Here is a 14,499-nt window from a genome sequence, read left to right on the forward strand (position 1 = left end):
GGTCGGCACAGCACGTCAGGAGACGCCGACTCCGAGCACATCCTTGAGGAACTTGTTGATGTCGCGCGCGGGTACGCGGTTACCGAACTTCGCGTACGCCTCCGCCGCGGACGGCATCCCCCGCTCGATGAACGCTGCGACGACCTTCGGCCGGTGCGAGGCGATGAGATCCATGAGGCGGCTGCCGCCCGCAACGTCATCGATGCTGCTGCCGCCTTCGGGGAGGAGGTCGGCCACGTACTCCAAGGTGTCCATCCCGAGCATCTGCGCCTGCAACTCAGCTTCGGCGCGCAGGTTCGCCTGCGCGCGTTCCTCAGCTCTCATGCCAGCGGTGTGCGGTGCGAGCCGAAGGGGCGGCAGGGCGGGCGCTTCCTCTGTCGGCTGCGGGGGTGCCTGAGGCGGCTCAGGGATCGGAGTGGGTTCGGGCCAAGCCGCGGGCGTGGGCGACGGCGTGGGCGGGGATGTGGGCGGCTGAGATGGCGTTGCCGAGGTCGTGAGGGCCATGGTGATCGCGCTGTTGGCGTCGACCTCCCCCCACGGGTCCGTGCGGATGGTGGTCTGCACGAGTGCCACGGTTCCGTACTGCTGGCGCATGTCCAGGAGCGACTGCCAGCAGTTCGCCGGGTCGGCCATGGCCGCAGCGAATGCACTCTCAACCTCGGCCGAGTCGGGCAGTGCGGGCGGCTGCCACTGTGGTGCGGGCTGCGCGGGTGCTGCCGGAGGCGTCGGGGCCGAGGGGGCGGGGGGCGTGGGAGCCGGCCGCTGTGGGGCCTGCGCGGGCGCGGACTGGCCCGGCGTGGTCTGCGACCACTCGTCGTCATACGGGTCCGGCGGGTCGGGGAACTCGGCGGACATCTGCCGGCGCGCGGCTTCCTTGTCCTCGGCCTGCTGCCGCGCGCGGGCGGTCTGCTCGGCGTGTAGCTTGGCGCCCTGCGCGTCGACCACTTGGAAGAAGGTGTGGCCGGACCGATCGGGCATGTGCAGGTTGTCGACGCCCGCAGCCTGGGCCCGGTTCAGGAGTCCGCGCAATGCCTGCTCGCTGTACCAGACTTCCTTCTTTTTGATCTGCTCGATGTACCAGTCAAGCGGGTTCCCCTGCTTCGCGGGCCGGTCGGTCGGGCTTCCGGAAGCCACCAGGTGGTCGTTGTCGCCGTCGTCGGCGCCGTCGGCGATCTCGAACGCCTGCAAGTAGGCGTACTTCTTCGCCGCGGTCATGGCCTTGTTGCTGGCCTTGTCCGACAGGTCCTGGGCCTCGCCGACGACGACGATGGGAGGTTCGATTTCGTCGCCGAGCGGGCCGCGGATGCGGTAGCGGACGGTCAAGATGGCCACGTTCGTCCGCTCGCCGCGCACGAAGTGCTTCTGGTCCGTGACTTCGGGCAGCATGCGCAAGCCGTACTTGGCCATCGGGCCGCGCACGGCCGCCACGATGTCCTCGTTGGCGCGGAACTCGTAGTTCTGGTGAATGTTCCGGCCGTTCTTGCCGACAGGACCGATCTCCTGCATGACTTTGATCATGGCCTGATCGACGGTGAGATTCTTCTCGGTGGCGGCTTCGGCCACTGTGGTCGTGTCGGCCATGGGTAGACCGTCCTCCTGGTGACTTTTGGAGCGTTGGTGCCCGCGGCTCGCTCGTGCCGGGGCATGATGCGCCGTCGAGAGGCTTTAGATCCCTCTCGGGCGCGGTGTACAGTTTAACATGTTGGCCTTGGGTTGGGCAGAGGAGCTACCCCATGGAAACGACAACGGCAGGCACCCGTGAACAGGGCGCCCGCCGTTGGCAGTAGTGGAGTCAGCCGGCCTCGACAGGCTCCCGCTCGTCGGCCCTCTCCTCGCTCTTCGCCATCAAGTAGGTCTCGTGGCGTCAGAAAGGCTGACTTCTACCACCTTTGCGGCTTACGTGCGTCCGCGCTCTCATACTTCAGCGGCATGGCACCGCCACCGATGCGAGACGCCAGCCGCTCGCCGAGGACCGTCTCAACCTGGTCGAAGTTGAGGTTTGTCGTGAAGATCGTTCCCCGCCCGGAGTTGCGCCGCGCCGTGATCAGGGTGTTGGTGACCGTCCGTACGTGGTTCGTGGCGTACTCGTCCATCTCCTCGCAGAGGTCGTCCAGAATCAGCACATCGCAGCGCTCGTAGTACTCCACGACCTTTATGGGCGTGAGGTTGCCGGGTGCGCTGTCTGGTCGAAGCCACCGTAGGTATTTCGCATGGGATGCGAACCGCGCCATGAGGCCACGCTCGACGGCGTAGGCGCCGGCCGCCGCGGCGGCGGCCGTCTTCTTGGACCCGGTGGCCCCGTGCAGGATCAGGTGCTGCACGCTGGGCTGAATGATCTCCCGTTCCCCTGCGGGGAGCCTCATCTGCGCCCGGTTGTGCGTGCGAGCGGCGACGATCTGATCCACGTACGAACGCAGGTGCTCGGGGAACTGGTCCTCGTGCAGCTTCGATATGTTGAAGCGCTCGTAATCGTGATGCCCGGCAAGACGAAGCGAATTCACCCACGCCTGAGCATTCACTTCGCGCTGGTACTCATCCGTATCGTCTGGACGGTCGGAGGTGAGTGCGGCGTTGGCCGGATCAATGCCTCGCCGTCGCAAGATGCTTGCGACGGCCGCCATTGCGTCACCGGCCAGTACAGGCTCCCTCTTCTGGGGGGCTGCGGGGGCGGGCACGGTGAGCGACATGTCGTCGGTCCTCCTCTCGTCGGCGGGCTGATCAGGCTGTGTCACGGGACCGGACACCGAACGCGCTCAGGTCTGGTGCGGCCGATGTTGCCGGGGCCTGCTCGGTCTGCTGCTGCTTCCACTGGTCGTTCGTGAACAGCGGGGCCCTGCCGCCACGACCGGGCTTCCGGACACCCGTGACGTCCCGTAGGGCCCTGTCGAACTCCCGCTTCGCGGGCGACCACTCGCGGGTCTTGAGCAGCGCGCTCCAGACCACCTCTTTCGTGTAACCCGCCTCCAGGGCTTCTTTGATCTTGGTGCGTAGGTTCAGGAAGTAGCCGGACTTCTGTCTGGCCGAGCCCATCAGGGGGCCCATCTCGTTCTGGTCGACCAGCAGCGCAGCCTTCTTCCACCAGGCGTCAGCGCCTTGCTGGGCCTCTTTTTCGAGAGCAATCTGCTCGGGCGTCTTCTCCGCCGCGGGCTTCGCCTTCCCGGTGGCCTTCTTCTTGGCGGGACCGCTCTTCGAGGCTGCGGTCTTGGCAGGTGTCGGGGGCGTTTGGACGGCGGCCGCCGCTGTCAACGCCTTCCGGGGACGGCCGGGCTTCCGGGTGCCTTGAGCGGCCAGCGCGGTGCGACGCTGGCTGTGGTAGTCGCTGATGTTCGTGATGCCCTTGTACCCGGGCGGCGGCGTCTGGTGAATGATGTAGAGGACGCCCTTCGCACCGTTGGGGCGCGTCATGTCCTCGCGGTCGATCGCGTCGGCGGCGTCGAGCTGGTCCAGGTACTTGTCCACGGACTGCTCGCGGTTGAAGCCCAGGATGCCCGCGATGGTTTTGCGGGACGGCCAGCATTCATCGTCGCCGCGCTCGACATTCACGTGCATCGCCAGGACGTTGTACACAGCCTTCGCCTGCGGATCGAGCTCCTGGTGAAGGGTGACCCAGTCGGGAACCAGCGTGAGCGGCGCCTTGCGGCCCCGTACGGCCCTGCTCTGCTCTTCGGCCTCTTCGAGGTCGCGGGCGCTCATTCGTCTTCCCCCTGGAAGCCGAGGGCGAGCCGGTAAACGGTGTACCGGCTGTCCTGACGGCGGATGCGGCGCGGTAGGACGGTGCGCTCCAGCAGTCCCACCTTCACCAACTGGGCGGCAGCGATGCGCGCCTGGTGGTGGGTGAGGCTCCCGGACTCGGCGAGCGTCGTGCACGACTGCCAGTCGTGATGGTCGATGTCGGTGCGCCGCAGGTGCTGCGCGAGCAGGAACAAGGTGGCGGGCGCGATGCGGTAGGCGCGCTCAACGGCTGGCGTGTCGGGCCCGTGTACCAGGTCGGTGGCCCGGTCGAGCAGACTCAGGCGCAGGAAGTCGGAGATCACAAGGGTTCCTAGGTGCAGGTGCCCAAGCCCCCGCCCATGTGGGCGGAGGCCGGCAGTCGAGCCGAGAGGTCAGGCGGCCTTCGCCGGGTAGAGGGCGCGCCGGGCGCGGCCCCGCTTCTCGCGGCGTATCGCGTCGCGCCGCTCGGCTTCGCTGAGCCCTCCCCAGACCCCGTAGGGGGACCGAGTGGCGGGAGCGAGAGCCAGTTCGCGGCATTCGGCGAGGAAGGCGCAGTCCTCACAGATGCTCTTGGCCGTCTTCACAGCATGGGTGTTCTGCGGCTCGGGGAACATCAGCTCGGGGTCAACGCGCGCGCATGGCGAGTGCTTCATAAACGTCGGGGTGCTCATTCGCCCGCCTCCAGCATCGGCAGGGAGAAGGTGGCGGCCGTCAGGCGTGGCAGATTCTCCAGCGAGGCGTCCACGAAGCCGAGCCGGTCGTCCAGGGCGTCGGTCCCGGCGGTGCTCCACGAGGGGCTGACGGTGTTGCTCAGGCCGCCCGGGTCGTAGCTGATGCCCTCCACGATCTCGCCCGTCACCGAGTCGATGACCTTGCCGTTCCTGAAGACCAGACGAGCGAGAAGCGCCGTCTGGAAGGCGGGGCGGATGACGTACTCGGTCTCGCCCTGCTCGTCGGCGTAGTCGAGCAGCGCCTTCGGGTCGTCGATGACGAACTTCGGCTTCTTGATCTGGCGGGTGAAGGTGCCCAGAGGCATGGTGCCGCCCTCGGGAAGCGGCAGTTCCGCCGCGGTGCTGCGCGTGCCCTTGGCGGATCGGATGTGTGCGGCGTTGGCTTCGATCACCGGCTCGCAGATTTTGGCGACCCGACTCTGTACGCGGTAGGCCACCGCGGCCCTCAACGCCAAGTCGCTGGCGTTCACGGCGTCGTCAGGAGCGTTGTCCTTCTCGGGCATCGCTGGGACCTCTCTTGGTTCTGCCGGTCGTGAGGACGACTGGCTTCGGAGCGTTGAAGGTCTGCTGCTGGTGGCCTTCCGCCGTGATGGACGGAGTGAAGCCGGAATTCGTTACACCAGACCGGGGGTGACTGCTCGCTCGTGCGGCCACAAAGTCAAACTGTACACCGTGTCCGTGCGTGATGCGAGGACACAAGACCGCTCCGGATGACTTCCTTCCGCTCGGCCCATACAAGGACCGGCGGAACGCGCACTCGCCGAACTCCCTGTTCAGGCCCCGGCAACGCCCCCGTCCGGACATGTGGGGCGACGCCGGCCGAGGAGCGGCCGAACGGTCCGGCCATGACGGCATCGCCCCGATAGCGAGTCGGGACGCCGCGGTTGAAGTCCGCGGGCTCGCTGACCGCCGGCCGCTCCTCACCACTCCGGTCCGAGCTGCGCGACAGGAGCAGCCGTGTCAGGTCTCGCCGCCCCCCGCTACACCACCTACATCCCGCTCACCGACCTGCCGCCGGACCCGGCCAACCCCAAGAAGCACGAACTCGAACGGCTCATCCAGTCCATCAAGGACCACGGCTTCATCGACCTGCCCGTCGTCGACGAGCGCACCGGTCTGGTCATCGCCGGTCACGGCCGCCGCAAGGCCCTGATCGAGATGCAGATACGCGGCGAAGGCGTCCCCAACGGCCTGCTGGTGGACGACGACGGCGGATGGCTGGTCCCCGTCACCCGCGGCTGGTCCTCCACCAGCGACCGTCAGGCCCGCGCCGTGCTGATCCTCCTCAACCGGCTCAGCGCCGCCGGCGGGTGGGACCCGGGCGCACTCGCCGAGATCCTGGAAGACCTCGCAACCTCGGACGCCGACCTCTTCGACTCCCTGTGCATCTCCGACGACGAGATGGAGGAACTGCTGCGGCAGGTCGACCCCGAAGGGCTGCCCCAGGGCCCCGACGGCACAGACGCCCCCGAGAGGGATCGCCAGCTCGGCGACGACTTCGGGGACGACGGATACAGCGACAGCGGCGACAACGAGCGCTCAGGCTCCCTGTGCTGCCCTGCCTGTGGCCACCTGTTCAGCCCGGGACGGTAACGCGGCAGTCGATCTACGGTCCCCGCCATGCCCCGCCGCAAAGCACGCCGTTCACGCACTCCGCGCGCCCGGCTGCTCACTCCGGAGGTGGAGACACGCCTGATCGAAGCGTCCCGCGCCGGCCTGGCCGTAGACCTGGCGGCCGTCGCCGCAGGCATTCACCGCGCCACGTTCCTTCGCTGGATGGCATACGGCCGCACCGAGACACTCGACCGGGCGTCCGGCAACGACCCCGACCCCGAACTGGACCACCTCGTCGAGTTCTTCGAGAAGGTCGAACGGGCCCGCGCGTCGGCCGCACTGTCGGCCGCTCTCGACATCCGCCGCGCCAGCCGCGGCGGCATCGTCACCACACACAGGAAGTTCGATCCGCACTCGGGCAAGGTGCTGGAGGAGACCATCACCACGCCCCCCGACTGGCGTGCGGCAGCGTGGTACCTGGAGCGGCAGCACCGTAAGCAGTACGGCAAGGAAGACCACGTCGAGATCGAGCTGACCGGCGCCGCAGGCGGCCCCGTGACCGTCGAGAACACCGGCCCGTCCGTCGACCTCGCCACGCGCCTGGCCGAGACCCTGCACGCCCTTCAGTACCCCGACCGCGACCACCAAGAGAACGACGACCCGGGCGCCATCTGAGCCCGGGACGCTAGCCTGCCGCGTCCCGCACGGTGCTCCTCCCTGCTCACCAGCACCGGAGGACACACCGTGACATCCCCGAAGATCATTTCGCGCGCCACCTGGGGCGCGTCGCCGTGGGACAACAACCCGCTCAACGCCGGCCCCCCAGCGGTCGCCCTCAGCTCGCGCACCGAGTTCTTCATCCACTACGACGGCGGCAGCGCGATCAAGCGCACCGGCTACGCCATCCCCCGGGCGATCGAGGCCCAGCACCTCGCTCAGGGCTGGAGCGGCGTCGGTTACAACTTCGTGATCGACCAGGAAGGCGCCATCTTCGAGGGCCGCGGCTGGAACCGGCAGGGTGCCCACTGCCCCGCCCACAACGTCAGCGGCATCGGCGTGCAGATCGCGGTCGGCGGCGACCAGAAGCCCAGCGCCAAGGCCCTGGCGGCGGCCCGCGCGATGTACGACGAGGCGTGCAAGAAGACCGGCCGCAAGCTGGCCAAGAAGGGCCACAAGGACGGCTTCGCCACCCTGTGCCCCGGCAAGCATCTGTACGCATGGGTGCAGGCGGGCATGCCCGCGAACGGCTACGAGGCGGCCCCGAACCCGCCCGGCACCCCCTCCGGCGGTTCGGGTACGTCAGCCGTCCGCTACCAGGTCATCATCAACGATCTGGCGTACGGCTACGGCGCCGAGGGCGATCACGTCACCGCAGTCGGCAGGGCCCTGGTCAAGGCCGGGTTCGGCACGCACTACACGTCGGGCCCCGGCCCGGTCTGGACGGACATCGACACCCTCAACTTCCAGCTGTTCCAGAAGTCTCTGGGTTTCACCGGCTCCGACGCCGACGGCGTCCCCGGCGAGTTCAGCCTCAAGACCCTCATGGGCTCCCTGCCCAGCAAGGTCACCGCGAAGCCGAGCCCTCCGTTCCCCGGCCGCGAGAAGTTCGGCCCCGGCAAGAACAACGGCCACGTCACCACGCTCGGCAAGCAGCTGGTGAAGAAGGGATACGGCAAGCACTACACGAAGGGCCCCGGCCCGAAGTGGTCGGACGCCGACAAGAACAACGTCCGCGACTTCCAGCGTGCCCAGGGCTGGACCGGCGGCGAAGCCGACGGCCTGCCCGGTCCGCAGACCTGGTCGCGCCTCTTCGCCTGACCTCTCCCGGCCGGCCCGCAATTCCGCGGGTCGGCCACCCCCTCCCCACCCCTTGAAAGGCCCCGTCCGTGGCAGGCGAGACAGTCATCACCGTCGTCGGCAACCTGGTCGATGACCCCGAGCTGCGCTTCACTCCGTCAGGCTCCGCGGTCGCGAAGTTCCGTATCGCGTCCACCCCGCGCACCTTCGACCGCCAGACCAACGACTGGAAGGACGGCGACAGCCTGTTCCTGAGCTGCCAAGTCTGGCGTCAGACGGCGGAGAACGTCGCCCATTCCCTCACGCGCGGCATGCGCGTCATCGCGCAGGGACGGCTCAAGCAGCGCTCGTACGAGGACCGCGAGGGGGTGAAGCGCACAGTCTACGAGCTGGAAGTAGACGAGGTGGGGCCCTCGCTGACGCGAGCGACTGCGACGGTGACCAAGGTGTCGGTCCAGAAGCAGTCAGCTCCCGCTCCTGGGTCGGCCGCAGCCGACCCGTGGGGCAACGGTGCGAGTCGGCAGCCGGAGCCGCCGTTCTAGGCCGCCCACTGCATAGGCAGTGCGTCCAAGGACAGTCCGTCGCCTTCCGGGTCCTCCTGTACGGGAGGACCCGGAAGTGTGTCCGGGCGCGGCAGGTCCTCGACCGGAGGGCTCTCCGGCGGGGTGACGACCGGCGCGGGGTCTTCCACTGGCTGCTCGGCCACTGGCCCCGGCTCCGGGGCAGGTGCGGTCACAGGCTCCGGATCCGTTGCGGGCTTGGCCGGGGCGGGCATGGACGGAGTGGGCGCGGGTGCGGGTGCGGGCGTCGTGACCGCTCCGCCGCTGGGCGTGGTGCCGGCCACAGGGCCTGAACTCACCGAGTCGGGCACCGGCACCGGAGCCGTTCCGCCGTGGGGTTCCTTGTCATCGTGAGCCGGTCCGGAAGGGGCGTCCGCGACTACGGCAACCGCGTCGCTCGGCCCCGAGGGGACGATGCCGAGCTGGCTGCCGTCAGCGTTGCCGAGAACGAGAGCGACAGCCCGAAGGAGCTGGAAGGACTGCGCATCCTCGCTCGTGACAGCCTGCTTGACCGTCTCCTTGGTGACACCCAGAGTTCCAAAAGCCAGGACAGCGAGGCGGATCGGCAAGGGTCCGGCGTTCGCCGACGTCAACATGCCGCCGCCGTGCTGGGACTGCAGGGCAACCGCAGGCTGTATGCCGTGCGGGTCCTCGGAGATCGAGCGGCTCCACTCCTGCAGCCGCGTGGCGTCGGTGCCCCACAGCACGACGCGGCCGTGCTGCCTGACGTTCTGGTACAGCTCCCGGTTGGCCTGTTCGGCGACCCACGCTGCAGCCGAGTCCGCATCCGAGAACAGGCGGAAGCCGATCTTCTCCAGGTCGTAGGAGAAGGTGAAGGCCGTGGAGGTGCCTACGGACGCCTCGCTGTACATGACCTTGCCGTCGGCATCCACACACTTGGCCTCGAACGCGCCCACCGGATCACACTTCAACGCGCCGCCGTCGGCGATCTCCTCGAAATCGTCACTGCGGTAGGTACCGGCGGCCGCCTTGTCGTCCTGGCTGACGGAGGCGTCCACGACCGTGGTGGAGTTGGAGTTAGGGCTGAGCCACTGGGCGAGGAGCATGCCGCTCGCGACCGCGGGAGCCGCCACTGCCGCGATCTTCGCCCAGCGCGGCGGCCGCGGCCGCCGGTGCTGGCCACTGATCTTCACCGGGGCAGGCGGGATAACGCCGGCGTCGGGAGCGGCCTCGAAGCGCGGTACGACCAGGTCGACGCCCAACCGCTCGTTCATCTCCACGACGCTCTTGCAGTGGGTGCGCACGAGATCCTGCACGCGCGACAGGCTCAGCTCCGGGCAGACCTTGAGAACGTTCTTGACGGCCCACTCGAAGGACTGGTCGGGGTGTACGAAGAGGTAGGTGACGCCCTGCTCATGGTCCTCGAACGTGATGGCGCCAGCGCCCATGTCCTGTTCGAGGACGCGCAGTTCCTGGGTGTTGCTCACGAATTGCGGTCCGGAGCGTTCTGGCCGAGGTAGGCCGCAACGTTGGCGGCGATCTCCTCCAGACGCCCGTCATCGATCTCCTCGATGTCTGCGACCGTGAGCTTCAGTTTCGGCCCGGCCTGCGCGACACGGGCGTGGACGCCCGGGTCCGTGAGGTCTTCGACGTGGTTTCCGGCGGGCGGGCTGGCCTGTCGCTCGGCCTCGCGCATCATGGCCGCCATGGCGCGGTTACGGGCGCCCTCGCGGATGGGACGGCGCGGTGTGAGTGCTCCGGCAGCCATCACCATGCCGGCTATCTCCGGGCCTTGAGGTTCCGCGTCGCCGGACAGACAGCCCTCAAGCTGCGCTGCGACGGCGCTATCCCCTAGAGCCCACATCGTCCTTCTCCTTCAGCCTCACTGATGTTGCTCGCGCGCCCTTTTCCCGCTCCGTGTCGGACGAGGACAGCAGATACATTGCCAGTTTGCTGTCACCTTCGGGCATTAGTCCACGCAGCTTAGCCAGCGCGCGGCACTGCAACACTCGAATCGTACCCACTGGACGGCCCATAATTTCCGCCGTCTCCGCCGCGCTGAACTCGCAGGTAATACGCAGAGCCAGAACCATGGCCTGCGCCTTGGGGAGTTTGTCCAGCTTTCCTCTGATCGCGCCGCGCAGCTCCGCCCACTCGGCGCTCTCCTCCGGCCCCATCTCCGTGCTGGGTGCGTCCAGGTGCCAGAAGTCGCCGGTGGGCTGTTCGAACCCGCGGTTCTTCATCGGCCGGAAGTAGTCGTTGTAGACGTTGCGGGCGATGGCCCAGATCCATCCCTTGATGCCGGCGCCGGTGTACGTGTGAATGTTCTGAACAACCTTCACGAAGACCTCCTGGGCGAGGTCTTCAGCCGTGGACGGATCCTGGATGCGTCCGTTCATGTACCGGGCGATCGGCTCGTACATGGCGTAGAACAGCTCGGCGAGCGCCGCCTTGTTGCTCGGGTCCTCGGCCGCGAGCTGCGCGGCGGCCTCCAGCGCCTGCCCGGTCTCCCCGTCGCACGACGTACTCGCGTTCGCGCTGGGTTTGGGCATACCGCCTCGCTTCGGTCTTGATCGGCCTCTGGAACGCCATCTTCCGACAGTCACGATCAAGCGCGCCACTACTGATTCGCACGCCGGTTCGAAAACGAAGCATGTAGGGCATAGGTTGCTTTCACACCGAAGCATCACGGTTCATACACCTTGACAACCCGTCATTTACGGGCGATACGGGCTCGTTTGATCCAGGGGCAATGCCACTTCCCCTAGGGTCGGTTACAGAACCGTTACTCTCGCATCGCGGGCGTGTCGCGTCTAACCACAAAACCGCAATTCATGCTCGTGATCGACCCCTCCTTCTGCACGCGGCATACGACATGCACGGACACGGTGTGCACTATGGTGTGTGGCCACGCCCGGGGACGAGCGACCCGGGTCAGCCAAGAAGGAGGAAGCCACTATGCCCCGAGCCAACTTGGCGGACCGGATCAACCGGCTTCCGTTCGCGCAATGGATGTGCGCCTCCGAGAGCGCACGTCTCCTCGACCTGCCTTTCGAGGAGGCACAGAAGGTGCTCAAAGCCGGCCGCCGCCACGGCTCCATCACCGTCGAACGGCACGGCGAGGTCCCCCGCTTCAAGCGGGTGCGCCGCCACCCGTTCTCTGGGACTCGCTCGTGAAGACAGCCCCTCACTCTCCACTGAGCATCAACTACGGTGAGATCACCAGCAGGTAGGGACTGAGAAAATTTGATAACCGGCCCCAGGCCTGCCCTTCTTCGATGCCTGCGCGCAAGCGCAGCCTCGCCCTCGCCCCCTTCAAAGAAGCACCCGGGCCAAGCCCCGGCTGGGGCCGGTTATCAAGTCTGGTTGCAACCACTGCGAGGGTCCGTGAGTCATGAGCTACGGACAACCCCACGGGCAGGCCCGATACTGCCCGGCGACACGATTTGGGAACGTGCAGATGGCGGAGGCAGAAGGCATCTCAGCATGGCGCTCGCAGGCCATCGACCAGCTGGCGAAGGCCCGCAGGGACCATGGCCCCGGCGACAACAACATCCAAGACATCGTTGCCAAGCTGAGGACGGTGCATATCGCATTGGGCGAACGGCGCACGGGCACCAGCGAGGAGCAGCGCACCTACTTGCTGGCGCGCGCCACTGGAACGCCGCTCCCGGAGCTGATGGCCGTAGGCCTGGACACCAACAACTGGCCGGCGCCTCCGCACTCCTCCCCCGCCCTCGCAGAGCCTCAGCCCGTCTCCCCCGACACTGCAGAGCGGATCGCCCACCTGTTCGCCTCCGTCGGCGCGTTGAACGACCGGCCGAAGCCGCGGTATGTGACGGAGTACCGGCCCGAGGACGGCGAGCGCTACCGCGGACAGCCGTTGCCGTGGGCGATCTGGGACACCGCAGAGGACATACCGGTCGCCTACCACAGCGACAAGGACTTGGCGGACTACCAGGCAGGAAAGGCGTCAGACCGCCTGAGCAGGAGGCGACAGAGCTGACTCGACTGCTGCGCACACGATGAAGGAGGGGCGGAAGGGCACAGGCCCTTCTGCCCCTCCTCCGTTGTCCGGTTGCCTCAGCCGGTCGGCCGGCTTCGCAGCGGCACGACGACCTCGCGGCCAGTCGCTTCCTCGCCCAGACGGTAAAAGTGCACCTGGCCCTCGCGGTGCGTGTACTCCAAATAGCCTGCAGCTGCCAGCTCGCTGCGGGCTCGGGAGAAGTGGGACCGGGGCACGCCGATCATCTCAGCCAGATCTGTCGCGGTGCGCTCGACGCTGTTCTCCAGGCCGCCCAGAATCGCGTACGTCATGATGACGCCCTGCTTCAGATGCGACAGGCCGCTTATGCGCCTTTGGAGCGCTTCGAGCTCCGGATACGGGCTTTGACGTGCCATGGATCAGGCCCCTCGTCTCTGTGCCGGACGGCCCGGCAGAGTCGGCAGGTGGTAGGCGGCTGCTTCCTCGGACTGCTCCCGCCCCGAGAGGCTGGAGACGATGTGGGGAGTCACCCGATACTTGATTGTCCGGCCGATTCTGTCGGCCACCAGGAGCATCTTGTGCTCCGCGAGCTTCTTCGACATCCTTCTCGTCGCCTGCGGAGTCAGGCCCAGGTACTCGGCAGACTCCCTCGCGTTGGCACCACCCTTCCCGTTGTACGTCATGATTCCGCAGTAGAAAAAGAGGCGGAACTCGTCACCGGTGATCCCCGAGTCAGCAGCCAGCATGGCTAGGACGCGCTCAAAGCTGAACTGTCCGTGCCGGCCGCCGAAGCTGTACGACCTGCGGTTCTCTTCCGCGTCGTACAGCTCATGGACCTCACCGGTCGCGGTGTTGACCAGCTTTCTGCTGTGTCCACTGCGCCCTTGATTCGGCACTAACGACCCCTGACCTGGGCTTTCTCTTGTTGGCGCGGATCGTACCACTGGTGACATGTCACCAGTGGTACGTGAAGGAACTGGGTGATTCGCCCGCGTACCACTCGTGACATGTCATCTGGGGTACGCGAAGGAATCCTAGGGTTCGTTAGCGTACCGCTGGCGACATGTCACGAGTGGTACGCGAAGGAACCCTAGGATGCCGATATTGGCATCCTAGGGTGCCAATATCGGCATCCTAGGATGCCGATCTTTCCGGCGTTTATGCAGGTCAAAGAGCTGCGGGGGCTGCGCCCTCTACGTGCATCAAGGAAGTTCTCACCTGCAGCTACGTAGGGGTGTCCCTGCGGTCCTCGCGCAAGCGCTGCGGTCCTCGGGGTGCCTGCTAAGCAATCACACAGTCTGACCGTGCCCCGGGGTGACCCCTCTATCGCAACAACAGGGCAGCGTGGCTGATACCGGATTGGGTTGCTGAAGCACACGCGTGCCGCATCATTCGCCTGCCGGCGCGCTCTGGCTGGCTTTCCCGGGCTGAGGTCCAATGGGCTGGAGGGTTTGCTCGGGTATAGCGGACAGGTCTCCGCGGTGACGTGTCAGGCAAAAGCAGTGTTCCCGGCAGCAGCAGGCATACATCAGTGGCGGCGGATCGCGGCCCAAGTCTGACTGCCGGTGTCGGTGACGACACTGCCGTAGTCGTCGGCGATGGACACCACCGCGCTCAGGCTCATGGCGTCGTCGCCAGGCACCCGGGGCAGCGGTTGGTCATGATCGACAGAGAGAAAGACATGGTCGGCGTCCACCCACACTGAACACAGCAGGTCGTCGCCGCTGCTGGCGGTGTATGCGATGGCGACCAGCTCAGCGAGACATGCCTCGATGCGGCGGCGCAGGACTGCACCACTGTCGCCGGAGCCGGCTCCGGCGACAACACCGAGGATCAGCCGGAGGATGGGGCGGGCGATGGTGCACGCCTCAGCAGAGGCGGCGTCAGTCGCCGGTACGGGGAAGCGGGAACGTCGAGTCATGGCGAGCCCTACAGGTAAAGAGGGCTTTTCCGGAAGAAGTGCTGAGTAGCTGTCAGGAGGGATGGCCAGCGGCGCACGTTCGAAGTGTGTTGTTCCGCGCGGAGGCCACCGCTCCGGTTTGATGGTCACTGCAAGATTCCGTCCCGTCGGCAGACGCTTGCGATGACACTCATTCCTTGTACCCCCTGTTGTCATCTGGTTTCACAGCGTCCTCGCCGGATCTTGCTACGGGCATAGTCAGCCTGTCAACGATCGTTCCCGAGCTGGGCAACGATCGTT

The 14,499-nt window shown here is 66.9% G+C and carries 17 protein-coding genes and 1 pseudogene; 6 read left to right on the forward strand and 12 right to left on the reverse strand.

All coding sequences use genetic code 11. The annotated features are described in order from the left end of the window. Positions 1–15: 15 nt before the first annotated feature. The 6 genes from KUF83_RS42655 to KUF83_RS30085 all read right to left on the reverse strand — a co-directional run bounded on the left by KUF83_RS42655 (position 16) and on the right by KUF83_RS30085 (position 4,945). Positions 16–1,581, reverse strand: a complete 1,566-nt coding sequence (locus KUF83_RS42655; protein WP_217458135.1) for an ERF family protein — start codon at positions 1,579–1,581, stop codon at positions 16–18. A 299-nt stretch (positions 1,582–1,880) separates the two neighbouring features. Further along, positions 1,881–2,687, reverse strand: a complete 807-nt coding sequence (locus KUF83_RS30065; protein WP_217458136.1) for an ATP-binding protein — start codon at positions 2,685–2,687, stop codon at positions 1,881–1,883. A gap of 31 nt (positions 2,688–2,718) precedes the next feature. Continuing rightward, on the reverse strand, positions 2,719–3,693 hold the full coding sequence (locus tag KUF83_RS30070) for a hypothetical protein (protein ID WP_217458137.1): 975 nt from the start codon (positions 3,691–3,693) through the stop codon (positions 2,719–2,721). Further along, the gene (locus tag KUF83_RS30075) at positions 3,690–4,034 is read right to left on the reverse strand and encodes a hypothetical protein (RefSeq protein ID WP_217458138.1); all 345 of its coding nucleotides are present in this window, start codon (positions 4,032–4,034) and stop codon (positions 3,690–3,692) included. Before KUF83_RS30075 ends, KUF83_RS30070 begins: the two co-directional genes overlap by 4 nt. Positions 4,035–4,103: 69 nt before the next feature. Then, on the reverse strand, positions 4,104–4,364 hold the full coding sequence (locus tag KUF83_RS30080) for a WhiB family transcriptional regulator (RefSeq protein WP_302828556.1): 261 nt from the start codon (positions 4,362–4,364) through the stop codon (positions 4,104–4,106). Between the two features lie 14 nt (positions 4,365–4,378). Continuing rightward, on the reverse strand, positions 4,379–4,945 hold the full coding sequence (locus KUF83_RS30085; RefSeq protein WP_217458140.1) for a hypothetical protein: 567 nt from the start codon (positions 4,943–4,945) through the stop codon (positions 4,379–4,381). Positions 4,946–5,399: 454 nt separating this feature from the next. On the opposite strand from KUF83_RS30085, the gene KUF83_RS30090 reads away from it, so the two are divergent. The 4 genes and pseudogenes from KUF83_RS30090 to KUF83_RS30105 form a co-directional block, all read left to right on the forward strand. After that, the gene (locus tag KUF83_RS30090; protein ID WP_217458141.1) at positions 5,400–6,035 is read left to right on the forward strand and encodes a ParB N-terminal domain-containing protein; all 636 of its coding nucleotides are present in this window, start codon (positions 5,400–5,402) and stop codon (positions 6,033–6,035) included. Between the two features lie 27 nt (positions 6,036–6,062). Next, complete coding sequence (locus KUF83_RS30095; RefSeq protein WP_217458142.1) at positions 6,063–6,671, forward strand: hypothetical protein; 609 nt, start codon at positions 6,063–6,065, stop codon at positions 6,669–6,671. Between the two features lie 69 nt (positions 6,672–6,740). Then, entirely contained in the window at positions 6,741–7,814 is a 1,074-nt protein-coding gene (locus KUF83_RS30100) for a peptidoglycan-binding protein (RefSeq protein WP_217458143.1), read from the forward strand. 68 nt (positions 7,815–7,882) lie between these two features. Further along, positions 7,883–8,245, forward strand: a pseudogene (locus tag KUF83_RS30105) (single-stranded DNA-binding protein); the annotation flags it as partial. A gap of 86 nt (positions 8,246–8,331) precedes the next feature. Here KUF83_RS30105 and KUF83_RS42660 read toward each other — a convergent pair. The 3 genes from KUF83_RS42660 to KUF83_RS30120 form a co-directional block, all read right to left on the reverse strand. Beyond that, complete coding sequence (locus KUF83_RS42660; RefSeq protein ID WP_217458145.1) at positions 8,332–9,801, reverse strand: hypothetical protein; 1,470 nt, start codon at positions 9,799–9,801, stop codon at positions 8,332–8,334. Then, entirely contained in the window at positions 9,798–10,088 is a 291-nt protein-coding gene (locus tag KUF83_RS30115) for a hypothetical protein (protein ID WP_217458146.1), read from the reverse strand. The genes KUF83_RS42660 and KUF83_RS30115 overlap by 4 nt, the downstream gene beginning before the upstream one ends. Positions 10,089–10,158: 70 nt before the next feature. Further along, positions 10,159–10,866 carry an RNA polymerase sigma factor gene (locus KUF83_RS30120; RefSeq protein WP_217458147.1) on the reverse strand — a complete coding sequence of 236 codons (708 nt, stop codon included), beginning with the start codon at positions 10,864–10,866 and terminating at the stop codon, positions 10,159–10,161. A gap of 406 nt (positions 10,867–11,272) precedes the next feature. On the opposite strand from KUF83_RS30120, the gene KUF83_RS30125 reads away from it, so the two are divergent. Beyond that, positions 11,273–11,491 (forward strand): hypothetical protein, encoded by a 219-nt coding sequence (locus KUF83_RS30125; protein ID WP_217458148.1) that lies wholly within the window; start codon positions 11,273–11,275, stop codon positions 11,489–11,491. Positions 11,492–11,774: 283 nt separating this feature from the next. After that, positions 11,775–12,320: a hypothetical protein gene (locus tag KUF83_RS30130; RefSeq protein ID WP_217458149.1), complete on the forward strand. Its 546-nt coding sequence runs from the start codon at positions 11,775–11,777 to the stop codon at positions 12,318–12,320. Positions 12,321–12,397: 77 nt separating this feature from the next. Here the strand turns inward: KUF83_RS30130 and KUF83_RS30135 are convergent, their stop codons facing one another. The 3 genes from KUF83_RS30135 to KUF83_RS30145 all read right to left on the reverse strand — a co-directional run bounded on the left by KUF83_RS30135 (position 12,398) and on the right by KUF83_RS30145 (position 14,349). Next, complete coding sequence (locus KUF83_RS30135; protein WP_217458150.1) at positions 12,398–12,715, reverse strand: hypothetical protein; 318 nt, start codon at positions 12,713–12,715, stop codon at positions 12,398–12,400. A 3-nt stretch (positions 12,716–12,718) separates the two neighbouring features. Continuing rightward, positions 12,719–13,252, reverse strand: coding sequence for a MarR family transcriptional regulator (locus tag KUF83_RS30140; RefSeq protein WP_254644597.1), 534 nt, complete (start codon positions 13,250–13,252; stop codon positions 12,719–12,721). A 575-nt stretch (positions 13,253–13,827) separates the two neighbouring features. Further along, on the reverse strand, positions 13,828–14,349 hold the full coding sequence (locus KUF83_RS30145) for a hypothetical protein (protein ID WP_217458151.1): 522 nt from the start codon (positions 14,347–14,349) through the stop codon (positions 13,828–13,830). Between the last annotated feature and the right edge of the window lie 150 nt (positions 14,350–14,499).

The sequence above is a fragment of the Streptomyces sp. BV286 genome, assembly GCF_019090165.1.
In the GTDB taxonomy this organism is placed as follows: Bacteria; Actinomycetota; Actinomycetes; order Streptomycetales; family Streptomycetaceae; genus Streptomyces.